Origin of the sequence: Atlanticothrix silvestris CENA357 (assembly GCF_016056295.1) — a bacterium.
Lineage (GTDB): Bacteria > Cyanobacteriota > Cyanobacteriia > Cyanobacteriales > Nostocaceae > Atlanticothrix > Atlanticothrix silvestris.
The window spans coordinates 145456-169809 of the sequence record NZ_JAECZB010000096.1 but is presented as its reverse complement, the minus strand read 5'-3'; the positions used below and the strand labels follow the sequence as shown (position 1 = coordinate 169809).

Annotated in this window: 23 protein-coding genes; 16 read left to right on the top strand and 7 right to left on the bottom strand. The window is 41.4% G+C overall.

Annotation, left to right across the window (positions count from 1 at the left end):
- Positions 1 to 17 precede the first annotated feature (17 nt).
- Positions 18 to 1619, bottom strand: coding sequence for a DGQHR domain-containing protein (locus I8751_RS25340; RefSeq protein WP_214441847.1), 1602 nt, complete (start codon positions 1617 to 1619; stop codon positions 18 to 20).
- 179 nt (positions 1620 to 1798) lie between these two features.
- Here I8751_RS25340 and dndC point away from each other — a divergent pair, with 179 nt between their 5' ends.
- The 12 genes from dndC (at position 1799) to I8751_RS25280 (ending at position 12595) form a co-directional block, all read left to right on the top strand.
- Positions 1799 to 3451, top strand: a complete 1653-nt coding sequence (gene dndC / locus I8751_RS25335) for a DNA phosphorothioation system sulfurtransferase DndC (protein ID WP_214441846.1) — start codon at positions 1799 to 1801, stop codon at positions 3449 to 3451.
- A gap of 79 nt (positions 3452 to 3530) precedes the next feature.
- Entirely contained in the window at positions 3531 to 3944 is a 414-nt protein-coding gene (tnpA, locus tag I8751_RS25330; RefSeq protein WP_214441845.1) for an IS200/IS605 family transposase, read from the top strand.
- A 147-nt stretch (positions 3945 to 4091) separates the two neighbouring features.
- Positions 4092 to 6080 carry a DNA sulfur modification protein DndD gene (dndD, locus tag I8751_RS25325; protein ID WP_214441844.1) on the top strand — a complete coding sequence of 663 codons (1989 nt, stop codon included), beginning with the start codon at positions 4092 to 4094 and terminating at the stop codon, positions 6078 to 6080.
- Between the two features lie 65 nt (positions 6081 to 6145).
- Positions 6146 to 6397 carry a hypothetical protein gene (locus I8751_RS25320; protein ID WP_214441843.1) on the top strand — a complete coding sequence of 84 codons (252 nt, stop codon included), beginning with the start codon at positions 6146 to 6148 and terminating at the stop codon, positions 6395 to 6397.
- On the top strand, positions 6394 to 6741 hold the full coding sequence (locus I8751_RS25315; RefSeq protein ID WP_214441842.1) for a type II toxin-antitoxin system PemK/MazF family toxin: 348 nt from the start codon (positions 6394 to 6396) through the stop codon (positions 6739 to 6741). The genes I8751_RS25320 and I8751_RS25315 overlap by 4 nt, the downstream gene beginning before the upstream one ends.
- A gap of 30 nt (positions 6742 to 6771) precedes the next feature.
- Positions 6772 to 7158, top strand: a complete 387-nt coding sequence (gene dndE, locus I8751_RS25310) for a DNA sulfur modification protein DndE (RefSeq protein WP_214441841.1) — start codon at positions 6772 to 6774, stop codon at positions 7156 to 7158.
- 118 nt (positions 7159 to 7276) lie between these two features.
- A complete protein-coding gene (locus tag I8751_RS25305; protein WP_214441840.1) occupies positions 7277 to 8737 on the top strand; it encodes a DNA phosphorothioation-associated putative methyltransferase in 1461 nt (486 codons plus the stop codon).
- A gap of 231 nt (positions 8738 to 8968) precedes the next feature.
- Positions 8969 to 10261, top strand: coding sequence for an AmpG family muropeptide MFS transporter (locus tag I8751_RS25300; RefSeq protein WP_214441839.1), 1293 nt, complete (start codon positions 8969 to 8971; stop codon positions 10259 to 10261).
- Positions 10246 to 10656: an ABC transporter permease gene (locus tag I8751_RS25295; RefSeq protein WP_214441838.1), complete on the top strand. Its 411-nt coding sequence runs from the start codon at positions 10246 to 10248 to the stop codon at positions 10654 to 10656. The genes I8751_RS25300 and I8751_RS25295 overlap by 16 nt, the downstream gene beginning before the upstream one ends.
- A 180-nt stretch (positions 10657 to 10836) precedes the next feature.
- Positions 10837 to 11010: a hypothetical protein gene (locus I8751_RS25290; protein ID WP_214441837.1), complete on the top strand. Its 174-nt coding sequence runs from the start codon at positions 10837 to 10839 to the stop codon at positions 11008 to 11010.
- A gap of 216 nt (positions 11011 to 11226) precedes the next feature.
- Positions 11227 to 11658, top strand: a complete 432-nt coding sequence (locus I8751_RS25285; protein ID WP_225894413.1) for a GNAT family N-acetyltransferase — start codon at positions 11227 to 11229, stop codon at positions 11656 to 11658.
- Between the two features lie 175 nt (positions 11659 to 11833).
- The gene (locus I8751_RS25280) at positions 11834 to 12595 is read left to right on the top strand and encodes a HEAT repeat domain-containing protein (protein WP_214441835.1); all 762 of its coding nucleotides are present in this window, start codon (positions 11834 to 11836) and stop codon (positions 12593 to 12595) included.
- A gap of 675 nt (positions 12596 to 13270) precedes the next feature.
- Here I8751_RS25280 and hflX read toward each other — a convergent pair.
- On the bottom strand, positions 13271 to 15016 hold the full coding sequence (gene hflX / locus I8751_RS25275) for a GTPase HflX (protein WP_214441878.1): 1746 nt from the start codon (positions 15014 to 15016) through the stop codon (positions 13271 to 13273).
- 602 nt (positions 15017 to 15618) lie between these two features.
- Here hflX and rplU point away from each other — a divergent pair.
- Positions 15619 to 16017 carry a 50S ribosomal protein L21 gene (rplU, locus tag I8751_RS25270; RefSeq protein ID WP_214441834.1) on the top strand — a complete coding sequence of 133 codons (399 nt, stop codon included), beginning with the start codon at positions 15619 to 15621 and terminating at the stop codon, positions 16015 to 16017.
- A 27-nt stretch (positions 16018 to 16044) separates the two neighbouring features.
- Positions 16045 to 16326 carry a 50S ribosomal protein L27 gene (gene rpmA, locus I8751_RS25265; protein WP_214441833.1) on the top strand — a complete coding sequence of 94 codons (282 nt, stop codon included), beginning with the start codon at positions 16045 to 16047 and terminating at the stop codon, positions 16324 to 16326.
- A 30-nt stretch (positions 16327 to 16356) separates the two neighbouring features.
- Here rpmA and I8751_RS25260 read toward each other — a convergent pair whose 3' ends face one another.
- Positions 16357 to 16800, bottom strand: coding sequence for a hypothetical protein (locus tag I8751_RS25260; protein WP_214441832.1), 444 nt, complete (start codon positions 16798 to 16800; stop codon positions 16357 to 16359).
- Between the two features lie 419 nt (positions 16801 to 17219).
- Here I8751_RS25260 and cruF point away from each other — a divergent pair, with 419 nt between their 5' ends.
- On the top strand, positions 17220 to 18128 hold the full coding sequence (gene cruF, locus I8751_RS25255; protein ID WP_214441831.1) for a gamma-carotene 1'-hydroxylase CruF: 909 nt from the start codon (positions 17220 to 17222) through the stop codon (positions 18126 to 18128).
- Positions 18129 to 18213: 85 nt separating this feature from the next.
- On the top strand, positions 18214 to 19413 hold the full coding sequence (cruG, locus tag I8751_RS25250) for a 2'-O-glycosyltransferase CruG (protein ID WP_214441877.1): 1200 nt from the start codon (positions 18214 to 18216) through the stop codon (positions 19411 to 19413).
- 84 nt (positions 19414 to 19497) lie between these two features.
- Here the strand turns inward: cruG and rnhA are convergent, their stop codons facing one another.
- From rnhA to I8751_RS25230, 4 genes are all read right to left on the bottom strand, one after another.
- A complete protein-coding gene (rnhA, locus tag I8751_RS25245) occupies positions 19498 to 20409 on the bottom strand; it encodes a ribonuclease HI (protein WP_214441830.1) in 912 nt (303 codons plus the stop codon).
- A 49-nt stretch (positions 20410 to 20458) separates the two neighbouring features.
- Positions 20459 to 21871 (bottom strand): hypothetical protein, encoded by a 1413-nt coding sequence (locus tag I8751_RS25240; protein ID WP_214441829.1) that lies wholly within the window; start codon positions 21869 to 21871, stop codon positions 20459 to 20461.
- Positions 21835 to 22251 (bottom strand): hypothetical protein, encoded by a 417-nt coding sequence (locus I8751_RS25235; RefSeq protein WP_214441828.1) that lies wholly within the window; start codon positions 22249 to 22251, stop codon positions 21835 to 21837. Before I8751_RS25235 ends, I8751_RS25240 begins: the two co-directional genes overlap by 37 nt.
- Positions 22248 to 24354: CHAT domain-containing protein (locus I8751_RS25230; protein WP_214441827.1), on the bottom strand; the 2107-nt coding region annotated here is incomplete at its 5' end. The genes I8751_RS25235 and I8751_RS25230, both read right to left, overlap by 4 nt.

Genomic DNA, 24354 nt, shown 5'->3' with positions numbered 1-24354 from the left:
ATCTTCAGTAGGCTTACTTAGTTCAGGATAGGTGGAAGTCCTACCGCTTTCGGTTCAACAAACTCGCCATCAAAACCTATAGTTTTATCTTCCACAGTCCTAGCATCCGCTAAAGCCTTACGCAGTTCAGCACGTTCCATCTGTTCTTGAATTCCACCCAGAATATAAACCAATAACTTCGCCGCTAAATCTCGTCCAGAAACCTGCACACGCTTTTTATTTGGGTCATACAAAACCCCATACCAGAGAGATTGGGGATATTCCATACCACTAAAACCACCTTGCTGGTCAAACTTCCGCAGTTTCTTAAAAATATCTGCTAAGGAAAAACCTTTTTTAAACACTAAAATTCCCAAAGCTTGCGCTAATGCAACTTGAGCAACCGGGCGGAAAAGCATATTTCCTTCACCTCCATCTTTTTCAAAGCTGAAGCGTCGCAAAGCTGGTGTATCTTCGTGTTCTAAAATCTTATAACTTGGAAGATTCGCCAAATAATCAAATAGCTTTCTAAATTCCTCAATTCCCTGCTCAAGTTCTTCATCCTCTGGACGCATGGGAATTAAACCTTTCTCCAAGGGCTTCCAGTGGGGGAACTTTTGACCCAAATATCGCTCAGACATATCTTGCAGAGCTTGCAAAGTCGTTAAAACTGTAGAATTGGAAGCTACTGTTGCACTATTCCAATTGACGCGGGGATTGCGTTCTTGTCGTTGTTCTAATAGTGGATGTGTAACTGCAATTTTTCTAGCAACGATCGCAAAACCATCATCTTCATTCAACTGTGTTAGCTGACCTTTAGTCAAGGGTGCAGCCATCAGGTTGACATGAACAAAAATTGATCTTACCCTCCGCTTCGCCTGGGTGCGAGTTTCCCCAGCCGCTACCGCACATATAAACTCAATACCAATTTTTTCTTTGGGTAAATTTTGCAAGTAAGCAAGGTCTACTTGGTACTTTTCTATCAAATCATTGACTGTAATAAAACTGTCATCAGCACCTTTATCTTTTTTATAGCGCTGGAGTTTACGAGTTTTGATTAACTCCATCAACCCCTGGACTCCCATTAGTCGATGTTGTCCATCTAGTGCATAAATGGTTACATCATCCTCAGAAATATTTAGCAGACCTACCTTACTGTCTTTATCTAGAGGTATAAAATCAGTCGTAGACTTTATAGCGCGTCCTTCACTATCCCACTCAGCAGCTTTGGGATTATCCACCCACGGTTGATTTATCACCACCAGCACCGGCGGAAACTTATGGTTGTCTCTAGCCGCTAAATACTGGACTAGCGGTGCTTGACGTGACCAATCAAGGGGACGTTGCTGAATTTCATCAATACTATCTGCGTCAATCTCGACATTATGAGTTTCAGGATTGTACTTTTTCTGAAACAAAGGTAAGCCAGAGGCAAAGTGAACCCGACCTGCGAACCATTCCAGTGTAACAGAGCTAACATAAGCCTCAGTACCACCCATCTCGGTTTTTTGAACGAGAATCTGATCTTTTCTCCCTAAAAACTTCTCTAGGAGTAAAGCTAGTACCTGTTTTTCTTTATTTTCTCGTTCCAGGTATTCTCTAGCGATGTCAGCAGTTGGGTCAGATGCACTATCTTTCATGTTAAATTTTAAAAACAGAATAGTATTATGTAGTTCAATTATCTAAAAAATTAGATATTAGTAGTAAAGTTTTTAAAAACTTTTTTTCCACCCACGGAGGTGGGTTTTGCCTGTGTAGACGCGAATTCTATTCGCCCTATTTACCCGATATTACGCCAGGTTTCCAGAGAGAAGGAGAAATGACTACAGCACAACAACCAGAAAAGATAGTTCAGCAAACACGTACTGTAGCAGAGTTAGTGGACTACATCCAAGCTCTCACCACTGAAATTCAAGAATTGTATTGTTTAGATCAGATACCTTGGGTAGTAGGCTATTCCGGTGGTAAAGATAGTACTGCCACTTTACAGCTTATCTGGAATGCGATCGCAGCACTACCAGTTGAAAAGCGAAAAAAGACTATTCATGTTATTACAACTGACACATTAGTAGAAAATCCTGTAGTCTCTGTTTGGGTACGCAAATCCTTAGAAAGGATGAAGATTGCTGCTCAAGAACAGAAAATGCCCATTGAGCCACATTTATTACACCCAGAAATCAAAGAGACATTCTGGGTAAGCTTGATTGGTAAAGGTTATCCAACACCGCGAGGAAAATTCCGTTGGTGTACAGACCGTCTAAAAATTCATCCTTCTAATCACTTTATCCGTGATGTGGTTAGAGTAAATGGGGAAGTTATTCTTGTTTTAGGTACGCGCAAAGCTGAAAGCATTAAGCGTGCTATCTCAATGGAAAAACATCAAGCAGGTAGTCTAAAAGATCGTCTTATTTCTGATTCAGGTTCACCGACATCTCTGCTTTACCATAGTGCAAGCTTACCTAATTCTTTAATTTATAGTCCTATCGAAGACTGGCGTACTGACGAAGTTTGGATTTACCTAAATCAGTGGCAAAATCCTTGGGGATATAGTAATAAAGATTTGTTCATCATGTATCGAGGCGCAACAGCAGATAATGAATGTCCTCTAGTTGTTGATACCTCTACTCCTAGCTGTGGTGATTCTCGGTTTGGTTGCTGGGTTTGCACAATTGTTAATAAAGATAAATCAATGGAGGCAATGATTCAAAATGATGAAGAGAAAGAATGGATGCAGCCTCTATTAGATATTCGCAATGAATTAGATATTAGAGATGACCGCGATAAAAGAGACTTCCGTCGCATCTGGGGAGAAGTCCAACTTTTTGAACGTAATTTAGATGGTGAAATATCCGTTGAACCAATTCATGGCCCCTATACTAAGTATTGGCGCGAACATTGGCTAAGAAAAGTGCTAGAAGCGCAAACTAAAACTCGTTGTACAGCACCCAAAAATATGGGTAAAATCACCCTAATTACTCTTGAAGAAATGAGCGAAATTCGCCGCATTTGGCTAGAAGACAAACACGAATTTGATGATAGCTTACCCCGGATTTATCAAGAAGTGACTGGCGAAGAATTTCAAGACCCGCGTCCTGGTGCAGACTATAGTCTACTAGGTCGTGATGAATGGATAGTATTAGAAGAAATCTGTGAAGGTGACGCAATGCACTTGGAACTCATGGCGAAATTGTTAGATACAGAACGCCAGTATCGTAAAAAAACTCGTCGCGTGGGAATATACGAAACCCTAGAAAAATGTTTTAATACGAGTTCCCGTTCTCCAGAAGATGCGATTAAAAATGCTCGTTTGAAACGCGAATTAAGCGAAGCAGTTAGTCAAGGTGATATTGCAAAAGTCAAGCAAATGACTTTGGGCGATGTTACAGCAATCAATGAAGTAGATGAAGGTGAAAGTGAAAGTAATGAACAGGTAACTTGGGCAAGTATGAAATTTAAGAAGAAAGATTTATAAGAATTAAGAATAATATAATACCAAGCGATTGGAAATCGCGGCTACACAGACGAAACCCGCCTGCGCGGGTTAAAGAGAAATGAGAGCAAGTTTTACACAATTGTATTTGCCTTATGTTTGGGCAACCTGGGATAGATTGCCCCTAATTACACCTGATATTCAGAAGGAAGTTTACGGGGCAATTATTCGGGAATCTGAACAGTTAAAGTGTACCGTAATTGCGATTGGTGGTATTGAAGATCATGTCCATCTGCTAACGGGTTTTCCGCCAACCATCAGTATCTCTGAATTGGTTAAACAAATTAAGGGAAGTTTGTCCCATTTCATCACCCACGAAATCAAGCCAGTTGAGTTTTTTAAATGGCAAGGTAACTATGGAGCTTTTACAGTTAGTCATGATGCTATTGATAATATAGCCAATTACATCAGAAACCAAGCTATCCACCATAACCAAAAATCACTTATTCCCAATTGGAAACTAACTCCCAAGTAAACCAACAAACTATGAATTTCTTAAACCCACGAAGGTGGGTTTCGCCTGTGTAGCCGCGAATTCTATTCGCCCGGTATCTTATAAATTTTGCCTGCGTAACCATGCATTCCATTCGCCCAGTATTTTAATAAACTCACAATCAGATAAATGATATTTCTTGAACTCGTTTTACAAAACTTTGGCCCCTACAGTGGGAAACAGGTAATCAATCTTAACCCAAAAATTAATGAGGAAAACTCACATCCAATCATCTTATTAGGTGGGATGAATGGCGGCGGAAAAACTACACTTATGGACGCCATTCGTCTCGCCCTTTATGGCCCACGCGCCCAATGTTCTACCCGTGGTAATTTAAGTTATAGCGATTTTCTCAATCAATGTGTTAACAACAAAATTGATCCAGTTGCAGACACCCGGATTGAATTACTTTTTGAACATATTGAAAACGATAAACCAATAAAATACCGTGTTGTCCGTAGTTGGACAAAAAATCCTAAAGACGGTAAAGATACATTAGGCATTTTAGGTGACAGTGATACATGGCCTGATGCTTTAGTTAATATCTGGGATGAATATATTGAAAATCTACTCCCATTAGGTATTTCTAACTTATTTCTCTTTGATGGTGAACAAGTTAAAGAACTTGCAGAACAGGAAACACCACCACCAGTTGTAGTAGACGCAATTCGCGGACTTTTAGGGCTAGAGTTAGCAGATCGTTTAGCAGTTGATTTAGATATCTTAGTTAACCGTAAACTTAAAGAAGTTGGTAATAGTAAGGATTTAGCCAACTTAGAGGAAATTGAAACTAGGTTAACCCAACAACAAGAAGATTATCAAACCACAGAAGAGAAAGTAGAAATTCTCAAAAATCAGGTAGAAGAGTTAGAACAAAAGCAGCAAGAAGCTTTTGATAAATTCATTTCTGAAGGTGGGAAGATTGCAGCAGAACGCAATCAACTAGAACTACAGCAAAATACAAAAACTGCGGAAATTGAACAAGTACGTCAGTCGATGTGTGAGTTAGCAGCTGATGTTTTACCTCTAGCATTAATTCCTGACTTGCTTACTCAGGTGCAAGCACAGGGCGAAAAAGAATTTCGCTATCAACAGGTACAAATTTCTAAAGATTTGTTAATTGAACGAGATCAGCGTTTACTCACTTGGTTAAATCAAGTAGAAATTTCTTCGATACAAGTTGAAAAAATCCAATCATTTTTAATCCAAGATGTAGATAATTTATATGCCAAAACTCTCCAGACGGAAGCACATTGGTTATTAGCTGATGATGAAACTTTAAGTCAACTAGATAATCTTATATATCACTTACAAAATTCTAAACTTTCTGCAAAAGATAAATTAGCTATTCTCAAAAATAAAGAAGAAGAAATTCATACTCTAGAAAGGCAAGTACAAACAGCAGCAGCACCAGAAGATTATACAAAGCTGCGTCAAGCACTAGAAGCGGCACAAAATCAAGTCGTTGAAGCTAAAGCAAATTACGAAACAATCCGCCGTCGTTTAGCTGAATTAGAAACTATTATTGCTAAGTCGAAAAAAGAATTAAGTGAATATACAGTAGAAAATATTAAACATAAAAATAGTGAACATATTATTACCTCAGCAGCGAAAGTTCAAGACACACTCAAGATTTTTCGGGAAAAATTAACTCTGCGAAAACTCAATAAATTAGAGGAAGAAGTTAAAAATTGCTTCCTTTATCTCCTCCACAAATCAGACTTAGTGCATCGCATCACTATTGATACTAAGACTTTTAGCCTTTTGCTTTACGATTTAAATGGTAAACCCGTCCCTAAACATCGTTTATCTGCTGGCGAAAAACAATTACTTGCGATCGCCTTTCTCTGGGGTTTAGCCAAAGTCTCCGGACACCGCCTCCCAGTAGCAATCGATACCCCGCTAGGTAGACTAGACTCCTCTCACCGCAGCAACTTAGTTGAACGTTACTTCCCATCTGCCAGTCATCAAGTGATTTTGTTATCTACGGATACTGAGATTGGCAAAAAAGAAGTGGAAACACTGCGAGAAAATGAAGCGATCGCCCGTGAATATCTCCTCAAATACGATTCCTCCACCCGCCAAACAACAGTGATAGAAAATAAATATTTTTGGTAGTAGATATCGTCTAAAAAAGATATTTAAAATATATATCACGACCTTTGGAAAGTAGATAAGCAATTATGAACTCACCCAATGTATTAAAAATAGAGCATGACTTACGTGTTTTGTCCTTAGAAGAACTAGAATGGCTATTAAAACGTATCGAAAAACAAGTTCAAGAAAAAAAGCAAATATTAAATAAATTCAATGATGTTAAATATATGAATGAACAACTAGTTGCAATGTCTAGTGATTTAGATATACAAACAGAAATTACCACTATTAATAATGAATTTAGTATTACAGAAATGGATGGTTTGGAAAAACTGTGAGCATTGAGAGAGGACAAGTTTATTTTGTCAATCTTAATCCAGTGCTGGGTCGAAAACAGGCAGGAACAAGACCAGTTTTAGTTTTATCTATAGATGCTATAAATCAATCACCTTTGGTTGTGACTGTAATTGTCGGTACGAAAGGAACAAATATTAAGCGTGATTATCCAACTAATATCCGAGTCTCGCCAAGCGACAGTGGATTGCTTATAGAAACAGTGTTCTTATGTTTTCAAATTCGTTCTTTAGATCCAAATCGCTTTCCTGCTGATCCATCTGGCAAGATTTCTGACTCCAAGATGCTTGAAGTCGAAACTGCGGTTCGCTACTGTTTGGGTTTATGAACGAAAACTACTTCAATTTTTAGGAAGATAATGGAATCACTTATTGAAAGAATTAAACTTTCTCAAACAGCCAAAGACCAACTTACCAAACTTAAGCGCAGCACTAAAATCGACCAATGGAATATTCTATGTCGTTGGGCGTTTTGTCGCTCCTTAGCAGAATCAACCACACCCTCCCCCGTTCCAATTCCCCAAGATAGTAACGTCGAAATGACTTGGCGTGTCTTTGGTGGCGAAATGTCTGATATTCTCCTCCTTGCCCTCAAGCAACGCTGTCATAATGACGGTTATCCCACCGACAAAGAAACCCTGGCCACCCAATTCCGCTTACATTTGCATCGTGGTATTGGTTACTTAGCAGGTGATCCAAATATCAAGAAAATTGAAGATTTGATTGAACTAGCTATTAAACCTTGAAAGAATATTAAGTGCTTGGTGTCTTAATTACGAATTACGTTAGCGCAGCGTAAAGCCTTCGGCATAGCTTCGCTTAGAGCGAGTCATCGAGCGTCATTACGAATTACGAATTAGTATCATGCCTGAAGCATTAGAAATCGAGCGTCATAGAGCTGCGATCGCTCGTAATGATATATCTCGTCCCGTGCGATTGGCAATAGATTGGTCAATATTGAATCAAGACACCACTTTCTTTGATTACGGCTGCGGTTACGGTGGCGATGTCGAGCGAGTAGCAAACTTAGGCTACACCAGTGCAGGCTGGGATCCTTACTACTATCCTGATACCCCAATCAATGCCGCCGATGTTGTCAATTTGGGCTATGTCCTCAATGTTATTGAAGACCAAGAAGAACGCCGCCAAAGTTTAATCCAAGCTTGGAAACTTACCCATCAAGTTTTAATTGTCGCAGCTCAAGTACTGATTAATGCTCCCAGTAAGGCACAATTGGCTTACAGCGATGGCATAGTAACTCGCCGCAATACATTTCAGAAATATTACGAGCAAGCAGAACTCAAAACTTACATTGATGAAGTCTTAAATGTAGATGCAGTACCAGTGGCGTTGGGTGTTTACTTTGTTTTTCGTGATGAAGCCCAAAAGCAAAGTTTTAAAGCTATCCGCTTTTTTTCTAGCACTTCAACTCCACGAATCCGCATTCCTAGCAAGCGGTTTGAAGATTACCAAGAACAACTCCAACCACTAATGGACTTTTTTACCAAGCGTGGCAGATTACCGATAAAAGGTGAATTGGTAAATCAACAGGAATTATTGAGTGAATTTGGTAACTTCCGCCGTGCTTTTAGCGTAATTTTACAAGCTACTAATGAAGCAGAATGGGATGCGATCGCTTACCGTCGTTCTTTAGATATTCAAGTTTATCTTGCCTTAACTCACTTTGATCAACGTCCGAAATTTCATCAGCTAGCGCCGGAAATGCGCTATGATATCAAAGCTTTTTTTGGTAACTATGAGGAAGCTTGCCAAGTAGCCGACCAAAAGCTTTTTAGCTTAGGCAATCCTAAAATTGTGCAAACTGCTTGCGAAAAAAGCAAAATTGGCAAACACACACGCGGCGCTCTTTACGTTCATGTTTCTGCACTAGCCGCACTCGACCCCTTGCTGCGAATTTACGAAGGCTGTGCTAGCCGCACCATTGGGCGTGTCGATGGAGCTACGTTAATTAAATATCACACAGATAAACCGCAAATATCCTATCTTTTCTATCCAGATTTTGATCATGAGCCTCATCCAGCATTAAAAGCCAGTATAACTATTGACTTAAAAACTCTATACATAACTCACCGAGACTACGAAAATCGAGCCAATCCGCCAATTCTGCATCGCAAAGAAAATTTTGTCACTAACAACTACCCGCGCTACGAAGAATTTGCTAAACTCACCCAACAAGAACAGCAATTAGGACTGCTCAAGCTCAAAAGTGATATAGGTACTCGTGAAGGTTGGGAAAAATGCCTCACCACCCACAAAGTCGAAATCAGAGGGCATCAAGTTTATAACTTGGAAGATAAAGGGTAGTCTCTTGCTCTGCTTACCCTAGGCATTCCTGATGTGTCTGTCAGTCCAGGAAATATTGGTAAGTTGTTTCAATTCTTGATAGGGATTAATACATAACGACTATTACCCCGATAATTTTAACCTTTATAGGTATTAATTATGTGATAGGCTTTTTCATTTCATCATTGTATTTTATCGAAACAGTAATTACCATGACTAAGATTTACTCGAAAGAAGCTCACAATTAACAATATGAATCCAGTGCGATCGCTGCTGCAAGTTTTCGGTAGCCGTAAAATGGCAGCGTTATTATTATTAGGGTTTTCATCGGGGTTGCCATTATTTCTCACCAGTAAGACTTTGCAAGCTTGGATGACCGTGGAAAAAGTGGATTTAACTGCCATTGGGTTATTTAGTCTTGTAGGTTTACCTTATTCGTTAAAATTTCTCTGGTCGCCTTTGTTAGATAGGTTTGCACTACCATTTTTGGGTAGGCGACGGGGTTGGTTAATTACAATTCAGATTGGATTGTTGATAGCGATCGCCTGCATGGCTTTTCAACAACCTAAACAAGCACTACAATTGTTAGCGATCAACGCTGTAGCGATCGCCTTTTTTAGTGCGACTCAAGATATTGCTGCTGATGCCTACCGTACCGATGTTTTAGAAGAATTAGAATTAGGAGCAGGTGCAGCGGTTTTTGTTTTAGGTTATCGGGTAGCACTGTTACTCACCGGATCTTTGGCGTTAATCCTGGCTGATAGAATACCTTGGTCATCGGTTTACTTGTTGATGGCAGTTGGGATGGCAATTGGTATTCTGGGGACTTTATTTGCACCAGAACCCAAAGAAATTCGTCCCCCAGAATCTTTAGCCGCTGCCGTGATATTGCCTTTTGGGGAATTTTTCCAGCGTCAGGGTGTAATCCGAGGTTTCTTAGTGCTGCTGTTTATCGTCCTTTATAAACTGGGCGATTCCTTTGTCAACAATATGTCTACACCCTTTTTGCTACAAACAGGATTTACCCAAACTGATATTGGGGCAATTCAAGGCGGTATGGGACTAATTGCTACCATTATTGGCGCTTTAGCAGGAGGAGCAGTTTTAAGTAAAATTGGCCTCAATCGCTCACTATGGTTGTTTGGCGGACTTCAAGCATTAAGTAACTTAGCTTATTTACTACTTGCCCAAGTCGGTAAAAATTATCAGGTTCTAGTACTTACAATCAATATTGAAAACTTTTGTGCTGGGTTGGGAACAGCAGCCTTTGTTGCTTTCTTGATGAATATGTGTAATCAGCGCTTTTCTGCCACCCAGTATGCTTTGCTCTCAAGTTTCATGGCTGTTAGTCGTGATATTTTAGTTGCCCCAGCTGGCTCTTTGGCAAAAAGCACAGGTTGGCCCTTATTTTTCGTTATTAGTATCATCGCCGCTGTGCCAGGATTACTTTTGTTGCCATTCTTTGCTCCTTGGAACCCTAAGCCAGGAGCGTTATCTAGACCAGGACTTGAGGAAGAAGAAGAGGATTTATGGGGAACCAAGTAGTTATTGTTGTCGGTACATTTATTCTCCTAATCACCGGTTTGTTACTTGGCTATGTTCTCTCACAATTAGTTTTAGGATTTCTAACATTTAGCCCGCCCATTCTTTTCGGAACACTCAGTCTGATTTTAATTTTTGGGACACTTTATTACGTTTTATTCTGGCAGTTGAAGAGAGAACAGACCCAGGTAGTGCCAGTAGAAAGACCTATCGAGGTCAACGAAATTAATGAACCGACAGTTGAGAATCATCTCAAAAACAACCTAATTGCCAAGTTAAACGGTGATGTTGCGGCTGCTGAGCGTTTAATTGAGCAAGCAAAACAAAATCATCCAGGAATGGCAGAAAGTTGGTATTGCGAGAGAGTACTTGATGATTTAGAGCGCGATCAGCGTTAACGCTAGAGAAGGCGTTTGTAGTAAGTACTTTAGTGCTTATAAAATCAGGACTAAAGTCCTGACTACGAACAAATAGCTCACTATTACTTGTGTCCAAAAGGAGCTAAAATAAGTCAAGAAAACTTCACAAATCTTCAGCTAGGTTCTTATATTCAAGACCCTAGCCAGTGCAATACAAATATGGCTATATTTCGTCAATACATCGCCCCTTTGCTTGTAGTGTTAGTATTTTTATTTGCCTTAGTGGCAGTCAGTGCCCGCATCTTTTTACCCTCAGATATGGCAGCACCCGCACCCATTGAAGAAATGGGAGTGGTTATTCCATCAATTCCTGCTGATTTGCTGCCCAGCTAACCAGTAAATAAAAAAGAAGGGAAAAGGTCAAAGGGTAAAAGATAAAAGGTTTTCTTTGCCCCTCCTCTGCCATTGGCGTAACCGCAAGGTAGATAAGGCTTACCCTTTTCCCCTTCCCCCTTAACCTTCTTCGTAAATACAGTGTCTGAGCAACTGCTACCGGGGTATTACATTCGTCGTGGTTCAACATTAGAGCGATCGCTGCTGGTAAAATTTATGCAGCGAACTTACCAGCATCTGTTTCCAGAGCAAGATTTTGCCCACCTAGCGCGAACAGTCGAACAATATTTTTCTCGTGACACGCCTTTATGGTGGGTAGATTTTTTAGGAGAGACAGGGGAAAAAATTGCTTCCTCATCTCCCCATTCCTCTGTAGCTTGCCTCTGGGTAGGAAATGCCATAGACCAAGTGCAAGGCGATCGCCATGCTCACATTTTTCTGCTCTATGTCGAGCCAGAACATCGGCGGCGGGGTATTGGTACAGCTTTAATGCAATATATAGAAAATTGGGCAACTCAAAGAGGCGATCGCCAAATTGGATTACAAGTATTTCAGTCCAACCAAGCCGCTTTAAATCTTTACAATCAGTTGGGTTATCAAACCCAATCTCTATGGATGGTAAAATCACTCAATAGCAATAAGCAATAAACTAGTGCCTAACAGTAGCATTCTGTAGCACTTTAGTTATGGCAATTTTCCTGCGGATATAAAGTCAAACAAATGGTTGAAAAAGTGTACAATAATTTAACTAATACCTATCAGACTTTGACTTGTTGAGGTGGGGGGTTACATACTAAATCCCAATTGGGTATTTAAATGAAATATGTACGACGAAGACGACTTGAGCTTGCTTGATAATGTCGAGCAAGAGCTAGAAAGCCCCCTAGATAAAATGGAGCCACTAACTGCCGAATCAGTTGTGGCCAGACCCGATCCAGAAGTGATGCTAGCTCTCCTGGAAAGTTCTCACTCGCAACAAAGAATGCTAGCAGCTCGTGCTTTTTGCGATATTGAATATGCACCCGCCATTCCCCATCTAATTCACCTATTAAACGATACCTGTCCTTTAGTGCGAGTGAGTGCAGCCTACGGCATCGGACGTAATCCCAGTTCTGAGGCAGTAGAACCTTTGATTACTCAACTGAACAAAGACTGGAATGGTTATGTGCGTAAAGGTGTTGTTTGGGCTTTAGGGAATTGCCATGATCGCCGTTCTCTAGCACCCTTAGCAAACGCTCTGAGAACTGATATTTCTGCCGTGCGTTTATGGTCTGCTAGTGCCTTAGCACAGATGGCAGACGTGGGCTATGAAGCTGTGATAGGGGCAATGCCATCATTAATTGAAGCCTTAGTCCAAGATCCAATCGCAGCAGTGCGGAGTAACTGCGCTTGGACAATTGGGCAGCTATGCCGGGAACTACCTTCCAATATCATTTATGCCACAGCGATCGATGCTCTAATTCAAGCCTTCGCTGAAGACCAAGATTTGGGAGTACGGGAAGATGCTAAAGCTTCATTATTAGGTGTAGGTGATCCTCGTGGCTTGCAGTTGATTGAAACGTTAGAACAAGAAGGTTGGTTTTAACTCAATACCGTTCACTTGAGCCAAAAAGCTTATATAGAGACGCGATTTATCGCGTCTGATAAGACTGAGTAGTATTGGATTTTAACTGAGACAAGTCAGAAGTGAGAACTTAACGACACATGATTCCAAAGTAAATGGTATAAAAAATCAAGTTTTATATCATGTCCGCTTAATTAACCTGAGTTCGGGTTAAAGATAAGAAAGTAAAAGCCACTCAAGTTGAAGGCTAGGTTTCTTAGGACTAAAGTCCTTACCCTACGGGTTCGTTAGTCGCTCATGGGGAGCCACTGCGGTGGACGGGTTCCCAAGGCACTCCGTTGGGCGGCTATGCCGACTTGAAGGAAGTGCCGCCGGCATAAAGCAAGTGGCGTGGAAACCCCCTTGGCGCTAGCCTCTCCCTTTGGGAGAAGACCGCGCTAACTCACTACAAACATTGAATTTTTCACGCCGTTCTACTTAGTTCCGGGTGCGAAATGTAGGTTATAAATAACCTCGTTATTGTCTGTTTACACAACTAATTTCATAAATCAAAACGGACTGCTATAGAGATATTTTTATCTGCAATAATTAATGCCGTAGTTTAATTGACTACGGCATTGTTAGCTTCATTTAAACATTTATTGAAAGCGGTATGAAACCATGCCTACAAGAGACGTGGTTTGTAATTCTCAGTATTTAAGGAGAGTCAACCGCATATTGAATTAGCTGGGTAAGGCGCTGACGTAGGGTTTCTAATCCTAGACGCTCGCTGGCAGAAATAAATACCGCTAGGGGAAATTCCTCGCGAGCTAAAGCTAGTGTCTCGCTATCTGCTTCATCAATTTTGTTAAAAGCAACCAACGCTGGCCCAGGGGTAACTGGCATTTGCGCTAAAATTTCCCTCACTGAGCGAATATGACTTAACCAAGCAGGGTGAGACAAATCCACTAAATGTAGTAGAGCATCAGCTTCGGTGACTTCCTCCAAAGTGGCGCGGAAGGCATCCATCAACGATGCAGGTAGTTCATGTATGAACCCTACTGTATCTGTAATTAGAATCTCTTGCGGTTCACCAGTTTCGACACCTGGAATCACTAACCGCCTTGTCGTTGGGTCAAGAGTGGCAAATAACTGGTCGGCTGTATAAACTTCAGCATTAGTAAGAGCATTTAACAATGTGGACTTACCAGCATTAGTGTAACCGACTAAAGCAATTGAAGGAACTTCTTGATGTTGCCGTCGTTGGCGTAACCGTGAACGATGCGCCTGCAATTGGTTGACTTCTTTTTGCAATCGCGAAATCCGTTGCTGAATGGCACGGCGTTCTGTTTCTAGTTTAGTTTCACCAGGGCCGCGTGTCCCAATACCACCACCTAGTCGGGACATGGTTCGACCTCTACCAGTCAGTCGTGGCTGCATGTACTCTAACTGTGCTAGTTCTACTTGTAATTTACCAGCACGAGATTGAGCGCGTTGGGCAAAGATATCCAAAATCACTTCGGTGCGGTCAACTACCCGGATACCAATTTGTGATTCTAAGTTGCGGACTTGTGAAGGTGAAAGGTCGCGGTCAAAGACGACGAGATTAACTCCCAAGGTTTGAGCAGTTAGGGCAACTTCTTGTACTTTACCTTCGCCAACTACTGTCTGAGGATGAATGCGCGATCGCTTTTGTTGTACTGTCTGTAATACATCTCCGCCAGCAGTGTCTACCAAGCTTGCCAATTCTAGTAGGGTGTCTTGGAATCTTTGGGGAGTCAACTCATTAGTCATTACTCCCACAATTAACACGCGATCGTGATCAGCATCTACTTCCTGGGCGATGAATTCCCGCTGGAATTCCTCTTCTAGTCCTTCTACTAAGTCGAGAAAGTCTTGCTGTGCCAGCATGTCCAAACTCAGAGGCGGTGATATATTCCAGCTAGGAGTTTGAATTTGATTTTCCCCTAATTTAAAGGCAGCAGGACTAGTCATCAAAGCACGAGACTCTTGGGGTGTCAGGTGAGCTAAATAAGCTTCTTTGACATACCCAGCAGCGCCACCTCCCCGGCGTGTAAATCCCGTTCCAGTAATATTCATGACTACTAGAGCATCTAAGCGTTGCAACGCCATAGCTGTCAGCGCCGACTCATTAGGCGGTTCTGGCTTGAGATTGGTAGCGATGCAACGAATACCGCTGAGTCGTTCTGCACCATAACGGGGCAGTTCCAGTGGCGGGATTTGTGTTTGACGCGGTGTGCCTACCCCCACACGAATCACTTGTCCGCGACGGTTGAGGTAGGCGCACACAGGCTGATTGAGTTCTGTGCTAATTGCTGCCAGACGCTGGGAAAACTCAGGCGTGGTGATGCGATCGCCCGGTATGCGCTGGTGGTACAGCCGCTGTAGTTGTTTCAGCTGGCTGGACTTTAAACCTTGGAGATTTCCAAAGATAGTCTCTATAGGCGTTTATGACCAGTAAATGGCCCCCCGAAATCCTTATATGTCTATTTTACAACAGGGTTTAGCCTCTAAACTCTATCTTTTGAGGGATGATATCTCAATTTGTGCCCTTAGAGCGTTTATTTGAGGTTATTTGTATTGTATTTATAGTAACTCACGCCCAACTGAGCAACGGTAACAGCACGCGCCGCCTCAAAACAAAGTGTTGTACTGAAAAATATCAGCTTGGCAGACTAGTGCATATTCAGATAATATGTTTAACTCACCTTGACTTTTTACAAGGAAAAATCTGAGTAAAGAAACCCATTACTCAGACTTATTATTGCTGTTCTGTGTCACCATTAACCACACAAACAATTATCAATATTTCGCAAATCAGTGTTGCTAAATATGAGTTATGAAGGTAATGCCTGAATTTTTAGCTTGACTTAAGACTAGATAATCAAATACAATTTTAGATTGTCTGTCTAATTCCTGCTCGGATCAGGTAGACATAATCACAAAAGCTAGCAACAGCGATTTTTTAAAACAAGATAAATCGCATCTCTTTAAATATTGAGATCAAAGCCAGCTACCTGTACGGCAACTTCAAGGACAATTCCATGACTTACGCAATTATTGAAACTGGCGGCAAACAAGTACGAGTCGAGCCAGGCCGCTTTTATGATATTGAACTGCTCTCTGCCGAAGCAGATGACAAAGTTACAATAGACTCAGTATTACTAGTACAGCACGACGGCGAAGTCACCATTGGACAGCCGCTAGTATCAGGAGCGACAGTAGAAGGGACAGTACTGCGAAACCTTAGAGGTCGCAAAGTCCTGGTATACAAAATGAAGCCGAAAAAGAAAACCCGTAAAAAACGTGGGCATCGCCAGGAAATCACCAGACTTATGATTAATTCCATTACCCTTAACGGTACGGTACTGGCTGCCCAAGAAACTGCAAGTGCTGAAGTTCCCGCCGTTGAAGATTCCCCTGTGGAAGATAGTGCTGAATAATAGAAGAAATAAACATAAGAGGCAATTATGGCTCACAAGAAAGGAACAGGTAGTACACGCAACGGGCGTGATTCTAATGCCCAACGTTTGGGTGTGAAACGCTTTGGTAGTGAAGTTGTGCGTGCGGGAAACATCCTCGTGCGTCAGCGGGGCACCAAATTTCACCCAGGCAACAATGTCGGTATTGGTAGTGATGACACTTTATTTGCCTTAGTCGATGGCGTAGTCACGTTTGAGAGAAAAGGCAAAACCCGCAAAAAAGTTAGTGTTTACCCAGTTGCAGCCACAGTTGAGGCTGTAGCTAGCTAGAGTGTGAAGGTGGGTATTTCCCACCCTCAACTACCACCATATTCGTTGTGCAAATATTGTTTGTATAACTGCACCTAAACCAACACCCGTCAATGAAGTGATAGAAGTTATCAAAAAGGCTTGCCCTTCGCTAAACTTAGCTCCTTGAAAGTCAATTCTCGCTAATATAGCCGCAGAAATGATCAGCAAAGTATCTAGAAATACGCGGAACCAAGCCAGCATCAAAAAAAATAAGAATGCCGCGAAAACGGCGACGGCAAAAGATCTGATATTGGAGCGAAATAAAAGAACAGAGTATTGAGTGACCAACGACAAAGGAGCAGTTAAGCTTCCTACTAAAAGCAATACAGCAAGCACAACCACTAGCCACACAAACAAAGGGGCTTGTGCTTCAGATAATACCCAACCCAAAGTACTATAGCTAAGCAGTACTAGGGCTAGAGAAATCCAGGGAAGCCTTTTGAAGATTGACATGAGTTGGTATCGCCATTAGCGGTTCAATCCATTACTTAACAGGATTTAGCAACAACAAAGGCTCTGCTTTGTTTGAGTGGTTGCTTAGGTTGTTATGCTTGTTTGCCTTCAGCTATATCAGTATAGAGTGGAAGCTTTTCCACCTTTGGATGCAAGCGCGATGCCTACAGCAAAGAATACGCTTAACACAAATTACAACAAAGTCAAATTCAGGTGAATAGATTTTGACTGCAATGGCTTAGACTATAAACTTATCATCCTATTTTCTCTAGATTCAATCAATAGGCTGTTATGCTCTTGCCAAGAAAGTCAACCCACTTTGCAGAGAATTACGGCACAAACTATTAAAAATTTTCGTAAACATTTGTAAACTATTAGCAGCCGAGTAGCCACGTGTCACATCTTGTTAAGGAATTATCATGAGACAAATTGTTATCGCTGAGCGTGTATGCCTGACTGGTCATATTGTGTCAATGGTATTTGGATTGGTAGGGATACTACTAGTTGTACCTAATGCTGATGTAATTTTGCATTTATCCCAGGTTGGACAGACTGCTATGCAGTGGAGTCTGGCTGGCGGTGGTGTAGCGTATATGATTTTGGGTACAGCAGCTGTCTTTTTGTATGGCTTACGGATATTGGGTTTGGGTCGCATTTTAGCGTTTATGCTGCCCGCAGTAATGATATCTTTAACCAGTGAACTACTAGGAACCAGTACAGGGTTTCCTTTTGGTCACTATAGCTATCTGAGTGGCTTGGGCTATAAGATTGCCGGTTTAGTACCATTTACGATTCCCTTGTCATGGTTTTATGTGGGATGTGTTTCTTATTTGTTGGCGCGTACTGGTTTAGAAGTAGATAAAAAACCTACCTTGTTGCGTCACATAGCTGCGATTGGTTTTGGTGCTTTACTGCTCACTTCTTGGGATTTTGTCCTTGATCCTGCCATGAGCCAAACCTCCTTGCCTTTCTGGTATTGGAAACAACCGGGTGCTTTCTTTGGAATGCCCTACCAAAACTTTGTAGGCTGGTTAGGTACCGGTTCGGTGTTTATGACTGTGGCAGCATTATTGTGGAAAAATAACCCGATTAAGTTAGAGCGATCGCAGCTCAATGTACCTTTAGCAGTTTATTTAAGCAACTTTGGTTTTGCTACAGTTATGAGTTTGGCGGCTGGATTTTCCATTCCCGTATTACTTGGCTTGTTGCTAGGTGTAGCTCCGGCTGTGGCGTTTTGGTTGAAAAGTTCAACTCCTTCTGGGCAAATTAATGTCGAACCAGCAGCACAAGAAGTATCAATAGCAAGCGTTAAAGTTGCTTTGAAATAAAGGGTAGGAGATAGGAGTCAAGTTGTCAGTTGTCTCCTCTACTCCTCTGCTTTCTCATATCCAGCAATTGCAAAGTATTTTTATCGTGGACAATGCTTCAACAGTAGAAAGCGCCATATCTCTTCTATTGCTACTTATTCAATTACCAGCAACGGCAATTCTACTCTCGCGCCTAATCAAAGGGCCAAGACGGCATCCGCCTATTCAACCCCAACAGCCAACACCAGAGCTTTTGGGTAGTGTGAGTGTTGTTGTACCCACGCTCAACGAGGCTCTTCGCATTAGTCCTCTATTAGTTGGTTTGAGCAAGCAAAGTTATGAAGTTCGGGAAATTATTGTTGTAGATAGTAATTCTCAAGATAGCACGCCCGACTTAGTAAAAGCTGCACAGCAAAAAGATCCTCGCTTTCGGCTGATGACAGATGACCCCTTACCTTCTGGTTGGGTAGGTCGTCCTTGGGCACTGCATAGCGGCTTTTTACATACCTGTGAGACAAGTCAGTGGTTTCTAGGAATGGACGCTGATACCCAACCGCATCCAGGATTAGTTGCAAGTTTGGTTAAAACTGCCCAGACGCAAGGGTATGATTTGGTTTCCCTATCACCTCAATTCGTTCTCAAGTATCCAGGAGAATGCTGGTTACAACCAGCGTTGTTGATGACCTTGCTTTACCGATTTGACCCTGCTGGTATTGAATCAGAACAGCCAGAACGAGTAATGGCAAATGGGCAGTGTTTTTTATGCCGTCGCTCTGTTTTAGCTGCTGTGGGCGGTTACGCCAGCGCCAAGAGTTCTTTTTGCGATGATGTTACTTTAGCGCGGTATATTGCAGCCCAGGGGTTTAAGGTGGGCTTTGTAGATGGTGCAAAAGTACTGAAGGTGCGGATGTATGAGGGAGCGATGGAAACTTGGAAGGAATGGGGGCGCAGTCTAGATCTTAAAGATGCTTCGCCATCTGCTCAAGTTTGGGGAGATTTATGGCTACTCTCAGCAGTTCAAGGGCTGCCCCTTCTAATTATACTCAGTTGTTTATCTCTTCTTCCCCTGCTTCCCCTGCTTCCCCTGCTTTTTTTACTGGGGCTGAATCTATTCCTATTGATGATTCGCTTTGCTATGCTGTTGGCGATCGCTCATTCTTATGATCGCAAAAGCGCTAAAGGTGGTTGGTTATTTTGGCTTTCCCCTTTAGCTGATCCCATAGCAGTGCTGCGAATTTTCTTATCTGCGTTCCATACACCGAGGGAGTGGCGGGGACGAAAATATACAACAGGGAATGAGGAATAGGGTTGAAAGTCTCTTGGTATATGGCTTTGTCCTTAAAGTTTGTACCTCATTTATATGCAATGTGCTGTAATTGTGAGTAAACTGTTACTCTTCATTTTCACCGTCTAAGCGATCGCCCCGTTCTAATTCCCAGAGAATTTGATTACCTTCGCGCCTGACTCGTGACACAATCCAGTTCCGCCAACGCCACTGGTCTCCTCGACTGGTAACAGCGCTGGCGTGGACATCCATCAAGTCTGCTAGCTCAGAACTAGTTATTAAATAGCCTTTTTCAGCAATTTCGTCAGCAATATGCAGAGTTTCAACCAAGTTGCGGAGTTGTTCGACCCTCATTTCAGGCGCTTGTTCTTCAGTTATAGCCGCAGTATGTGCGGTAGATGGTTCCATAACGGTTATATATGATGCAGAAGTACTGTTTTCTTGTATAGTTTTGTTAATTATTGTAGAATTGGCGTGAGATTCAGATATTTTTGCTACATTTAATTCGCTGTCAGAAGATAAAGATTTGTAAAGACTTGCAGGTGATAGTTGTTGTAGAGACGGGATTTTACCGCTGGCAAAGGAGCGAGCAATCACATCACAACGTTCGTTACCTATGTTACCAGAATGTCCCCGGACGTGTTGCCAATTTACTTGATGGGTATTAAGTTCATCGAGAATTTCCAGAAGGTCTTGATTCTGAACAGGTTTTCCATCAGCTTTTTTCCAGCCTTTTTTTTTCCAGCCTTTTACCCACTTAGTGATGCAGTTGATCAGGTATTCACTATCGGTATGCAGAGTTATGGGTTGAGTTTGTGCAGATGCATGGAGGAATTGCAAAGCTGCGATCGCCGCTTGCATCTCCATTTTATTATTAGTGGTGTGGGAGGATGCATCACCCATTTCGTGAATTGAGCCATCGTTGAAGTAAACAACAACACCCCAACCTCCAGGGCCAGGATTACCCGTGCAAGCGCCATCGGTGTATATGCTTTGGATTGTACGTTGGGTAGACATAGTTATGAATATCGAACCGCAGAGACACGGAGGACGCAGAAAAGTAGAGTTAAGAACGGCGAATTTTGGTAAATAATATCCAGGCTATTATACTGGTAAGCACTCCAGAAATAATGCTCCAACCAAAGGCTGTTGTGAGAAAAAATGGTGTTTTGTTACTTGGTGGAAATTGGTCAACCAAAACTGAAGATGCTATTTGGCTGGTTGCTAATCCGATACCTGCGCTACCAATGAAGTTTTCTAGATTGCGATCGCTTTTGGTTTGGTATATATCAATTGTACCTTGAATGGTACTAATTAAATTTTGCAGTAAGGTTAAGCCTGGGCTAAGGTTGGCGTAATCTGTTTCTATTTGTTGGAGATATTTTTCAGCACTAAATTCGCTGAATTGTTGGAGAAATTTTAGTTGGCTTGTGTTGTTCTCTGTGTAAATCTTTTCTAGCCGCTTTTTGTAATTATTCAGATTAACTTTGATTGTACGTCCTTGAGCATCGAGATAGCTTAAATCAATCGCATAGCACGATAGAATTGTGAGAGTATTAGTTAGGGTTTTTTGTAATTCTTCAAGATTTGGTTTGCCTTGATTTATCTGTTGTCCCAAATCGCTGATTTTTATAACTGTTTTTTGGACTTGGTGAAAATCTGTCTTGAGTTGATTTTTTAATTTGCGGCTTTGGTGGTAAGCCCAAATAATTTTGTGGCGATAACAGAACAAACGGATTAAATCAAAATATACATTAGCAATACTTTCTGTAATATCCTTTTGGGATCGCTGTGTTGGGAATAAACATATTAACAGATGAAAACTATTTTGAAAACTACGTTCATCTGTCCAGTTCTTCGGCTGTTCCCATACATCAAATGCAGTTGCGCCTAAAAAATTGCCTTGACTTTGCAAATTTATTTCGCCTTGATAATCAGGATTAATTTGCAGATAGCATTGTTTGGCGATCGCTTTAATTTCTGCTAAATTATAAATTTCTGGTAACTGTCCCCAAACAAACCAAGTTTGACCGATTTTTCCTTGTTGGTAATGGATACGAGAATCTATCTTTTTTTTAATATCTTGAAATCGGCTAATAGGTTTACTGATATCATCATTTTTAACAGAGCAATCCACTTGTAGCGCGTAGGTATCACCCAATTGTAGAGCGCGGTAATAACCTTCTAGATCTGGTGGAAAGCATTCTAGTTTATCTGGTACAAGTAATTCGACATAATCTGCTTCTGCATTTTCTAAGGTAGCGAGTTGTTTTAGTAAATCATCATCTTTAAATTTGTCGTAATCTTGATTTAAATCTGGTTGAATTTTTCGCCAAAAGTTATGACGATTTTGATGAATTTGCTCATCTGTTTGTCCTAAACTTTGTTGTAGGTCATAGACAAATAAATCAACAGTTGGATAGATAAGATGATACTGTTGATTCATGGCATTTGTAGAGAGCGAATAATTATTGCCCATTTATCTTTAGCGACAGCTACAGAATCAGAGGCCTTAAAAATGGGTTGAGCAATTTCACTTAAGCTTTGGTCATCTAGTTGTATATCAATAGCAACAAGAATGTTATTAATTTCTGTAGTTTGCTGTTCGGCAGCTTGATTAATTTTAGCAGGTAAAGGGCCTTTACTACGCTCTTTGCTAATTGCGTTTAAAGATTGCCAAACATTTTTATATGAAGTTGCTAGGGGCAAATAACTTTTGGCTATGTCATATAGTTTATTAATATCTCCAGGTAGGTTAATTGTATTTAGCTGTGCTTGTAGAGTATCTGGTAAAGGTGAGTCAAGTTGGTAAAGTGCTAAAATAAAAGCTTTTAGTTCCGAGGCTTCTATTGGTTTCATGATGAATTTCCAGTAATAGTATAAGCTGCCCAGAAGTAAGGGTGATTATAGGGTTTATTGTTAGGTTCAGATGTATTCTTAATGTTGTCTAAATAGCGCGACAAAAAACGGCGAACTAGTCCTTCATTCTCAGGCAGTTTGGCAATTTGCACTGCATACCATTCTGCAAGTTCTGCATTTGTGACATTTCGCAACCATTGGGTAGCCTCAGCCAAAGCTACCGTTTTTGGTTTACCTTGTTGCAGCAATTGGTAAAACTGAATCATTACCAAAGCGCTAGCGGCTGATTTTACAGTCCACAGGGTGCTGACAACATTAGCCACACCACAACCCATAAAGCCACTGACAAGCCCTACGTATTCTGCGGTAATGGTGTGATTACCTGTAATTGCGGTTTCGCAAGCCGCCAGAGTTACGAGTTGGTAGCTTTGTAAATTTAAATTATGAATATCAGCAAGAGTTAACTTTTCCTCACCCGCTAACGCCAAGTAAGACAACACCGGATTTTGAAAATTATATGCACCATGCCCTGTAAAGTGAAAAACGCTGTAACCTTGGGGTAAAGCAGTTATTATTGCTGCTTTTGTAGCTTGTTCAGAATGCTGGCGGGTAGAGTTAGGGAACAATTGGCTGATGGCTTCCGATTCGATTTGGGCGAACTCCAATGAGGGATAACCTTTACTATTGGGATGTTCTACACTCAGTAAATTTTGCTGCTTATACTCCCTTTTTTCAACAGGGATCAAGCCAATTTTGGCACTGGGTAAATAAGTGATGGTGAATTGAGGTGGAAATAGTGCATGGAGAGGGAAGCGATGCAAGTCGCGGTGAGGAATCAGAATCAGCTGTGTAACATCAGCGATCGCAGAAACAATAGCGGTAATATCGAGAATAGTACTCAGGTTGCGAAGCATTTCTGGTAAATTATCGCGCCATGTTCTATCTTTTTCACCTTGCTTATCTTTACCCTTGCGATCGCCGGCATATTTTTCATTCCAATTTTTCACCCAGTCTTCAAAATCGCGTAAGCGTTGCGCCTGAGTTAGAAACTCGGTTTTTCCTAAAACAAATGGCGATCGCGCGTTATGTTTGATGATGAAAGTGTGTAGGGCGTAAGAACTGAGATGCCAATAAACAATAGCAGCTGAAGGATTTAGCAGTTGTTGTATTTCTGAATAACTGACAGAAGAAACCTCATCACTCCACCCATCTAAAAGCCAACGCAAGCAAGTATTTTTACCTTGTTCTGCTAATTCAATCGCTTGCAGCAAATCTCCAGACTGCACAGACAAATCAACAGTTAACTGCTGAATCCAGGCAAATTTTAAAGCTAGTTGCTTTTTATTTTTATCGGAGCGATTTGGTTCATTTAATAAGCGCCGCAACAAATCTGTAGCAAGTCGTTGGAGTTCTGTGGCTGTAGGTGTTTCGCCCAAATCCAATTGGACACGAATTAAGTCTTGCAAAACTTCCAAATGTAACTCAGGAAAATCTCTTGCTGTGAGAGTTTTTAGTGCTTCGTTGTAACAGTTAACAGCTTTACGCCAATAATAGTGGGCGTTATAATTTCCTCGCCCTTGGAAGTAATGAGCATTTCCTATTGCCCTATGTAATTCTCCCCAACCTTCTGAGTGGGTGTCTTGGTGACAATGCTTTAACCCTTCCTCGTAGCTTGCTAATTCTCCCTCGTAGCCACGTTTGTTTAAATCGGGATTGTTCAATATTAAAGCAAGGTTGGGTGCTGCTGCATTAGGTAAGGTAGATGTGAAAATGAAATCTGTCCTCTCTCCAGTTACATTATCCACTGCAATACCCCGGTTAATCCAAGCTTGATGCAAGTCGGGTTTAATTCTCAAAGCATTATCGTAAGATGCGATCGCTTGTTCAAATCGCGCTAAATTCTTCAACGCCACACCCCGGTTGTACCATGCTTCATATAAGTCGGATTTAATTCTCAGAACATTATCGTAAGATGCGATCGCTTCTTCATATTGCCCTAAATCCCCCAACGCCCCACCCCGGTTGTACCATGCTTCATATAAGTCGGGTTTAATTCTCAGAACATTATCGTAAGATGCGATCGCTTCTTCATATTGCCCTAAA

What these genes read in the sequence shown, in the direction of transcription:
- I8751_RS25340 (WP_214441847.1), bottom strand. Translation starts at nt 1,619, where the DNA reads ATGAAAGATAGTGCATCTGACCCAACTGCTGACATCGCTAGAGAATAC.
- dndC (WP_214441846.1), top strand. Translation starts at nt 1,799, where the DNA reads ATGACTACAGCACAACAACCAGAAAAGATAGTTCAGCAAACACGTACT.
- tnpA (WP_214441845.1), top strand. Translation starts at nt 3,531, where the DNA reads ATGAGAGCAAGTTTTACACAATTGTATTTGCCTTATGTTTGGGCAACC.
- dndD (WP_214441844.1), top strand. Translation starts at nt 4,092, where the DNA reads ATGATATTTCTTGAACTCGTTTTACAAAACTTTGGCCCCTACAGTGGG.
- I8751_RS25320 (WP_214441843.1), top strand. Translation starts at nt 6,146, where the DNA reads ATGAACTCACCCAATGTATTAAAAATAGAGCATGACTTACGTGTTTTG.
- dndE (WP_214441841.1), top strand. Translation starts at nt 6,772, where the DNA reads ATGGAATCACTTATTGAAAGAATTAAACTTTCTCAAACAGCCAAAGAC.
- I8751_RS25305 (WP_214441840.1), top strand. Translation starts at nt 7,277, where the DNA reads ATGCCTGAAGCATTAGAAATCGAGCGTCATAGAGCTGCGATCGCTCGT.
- I8751_RS25300 (WP_214441839.1), top strand. Translation starts at nt 8,969, where the DNA reads ATGAATCCAGTGCGATCGCTGCTGCAAGTTTTCGGTAGCCGTAAAATG.
- I8751_RS25295 (WP_214441838.1), top strand. Translation starts at nt 10,246, where the DNA reads ATGGGGAACCAAGTAGTTATTGTTGTCGGTACATTTATTCTCCTAATC.
- I8751_RS25290 (WP_214441837.1), top strand. Translation starts at nt 10,837, where the DNA reads ATGGCTATATTTCGTCAATACATCGCCCCTTTGCTTGTAGTGTTAGTA.
- I8751_RS25285 (WP_225894413.1), top strand. Translation starts at nt 11,227, where the DNA reads ATGCAGCGAACTTACCAGCATCTGTTTCCAGAGCAAGATTTTGCCCAC.
- I8751_RS25280 (WP_214441835.1), top strand. Translation starts at nt 11,834, where the DNA reads ATGTACGACGAAGACGACTTGAGCTTGCTTGATAATGTCGAGCAAGAG.
- rplU (WP_214441834.1), top strand. Translation starts at nt 15,619, where the DNA reads ATGACTTACGCAATTATTGAAACTGGCGGCAAACAAGTACGAGTCGAG.
- rpmA (WP_214441833.1), top strand. Translation starts at nt 16,045, where the DNA reads ATGGCTCACAAGAAAGGAACAGGTAGTACACGCAACGGGCGTGATTCT.
- I8751_RS25260 (WP_214441832.1), bottom strand. Translation starts at nt 16,800, where the DNA reads ATGTCAATCTTCAAAAGGCTTCCCTGGATTTCTCTAGCCCTAGTACTG.
- cruF (WP_214441831.1), top strand. Translation starts at nt 17,220, where the DNA reads ATGAGACAAATTGTTATCGCTGAGCGTGTATGCCTGACTGGTCATATT.
- rnhA (WP_214441830.1), bottom strand. Translation starts at nt 20,409, where the DNA reads ATGTCTACCCAACGTACAATCCAAAGCATATACACCGATGGCGCTTGC.
- I8751_RS25240 (WP_214441829.1), bottom strand. Translation starts at nt 21,871, where the DNA reads ATGGGCAATAATTATTCGCTCTCTACAAATGCCATGAATCAACAGTAT.
- I8751_RS25235 (WP_214441828.1), bottom strand. Translation starts at nt 22,251, where the DNA reads ATGAAACCAATAGAAGCCTCGGAACTAAAAGCTTTTATTTTAGCACTT.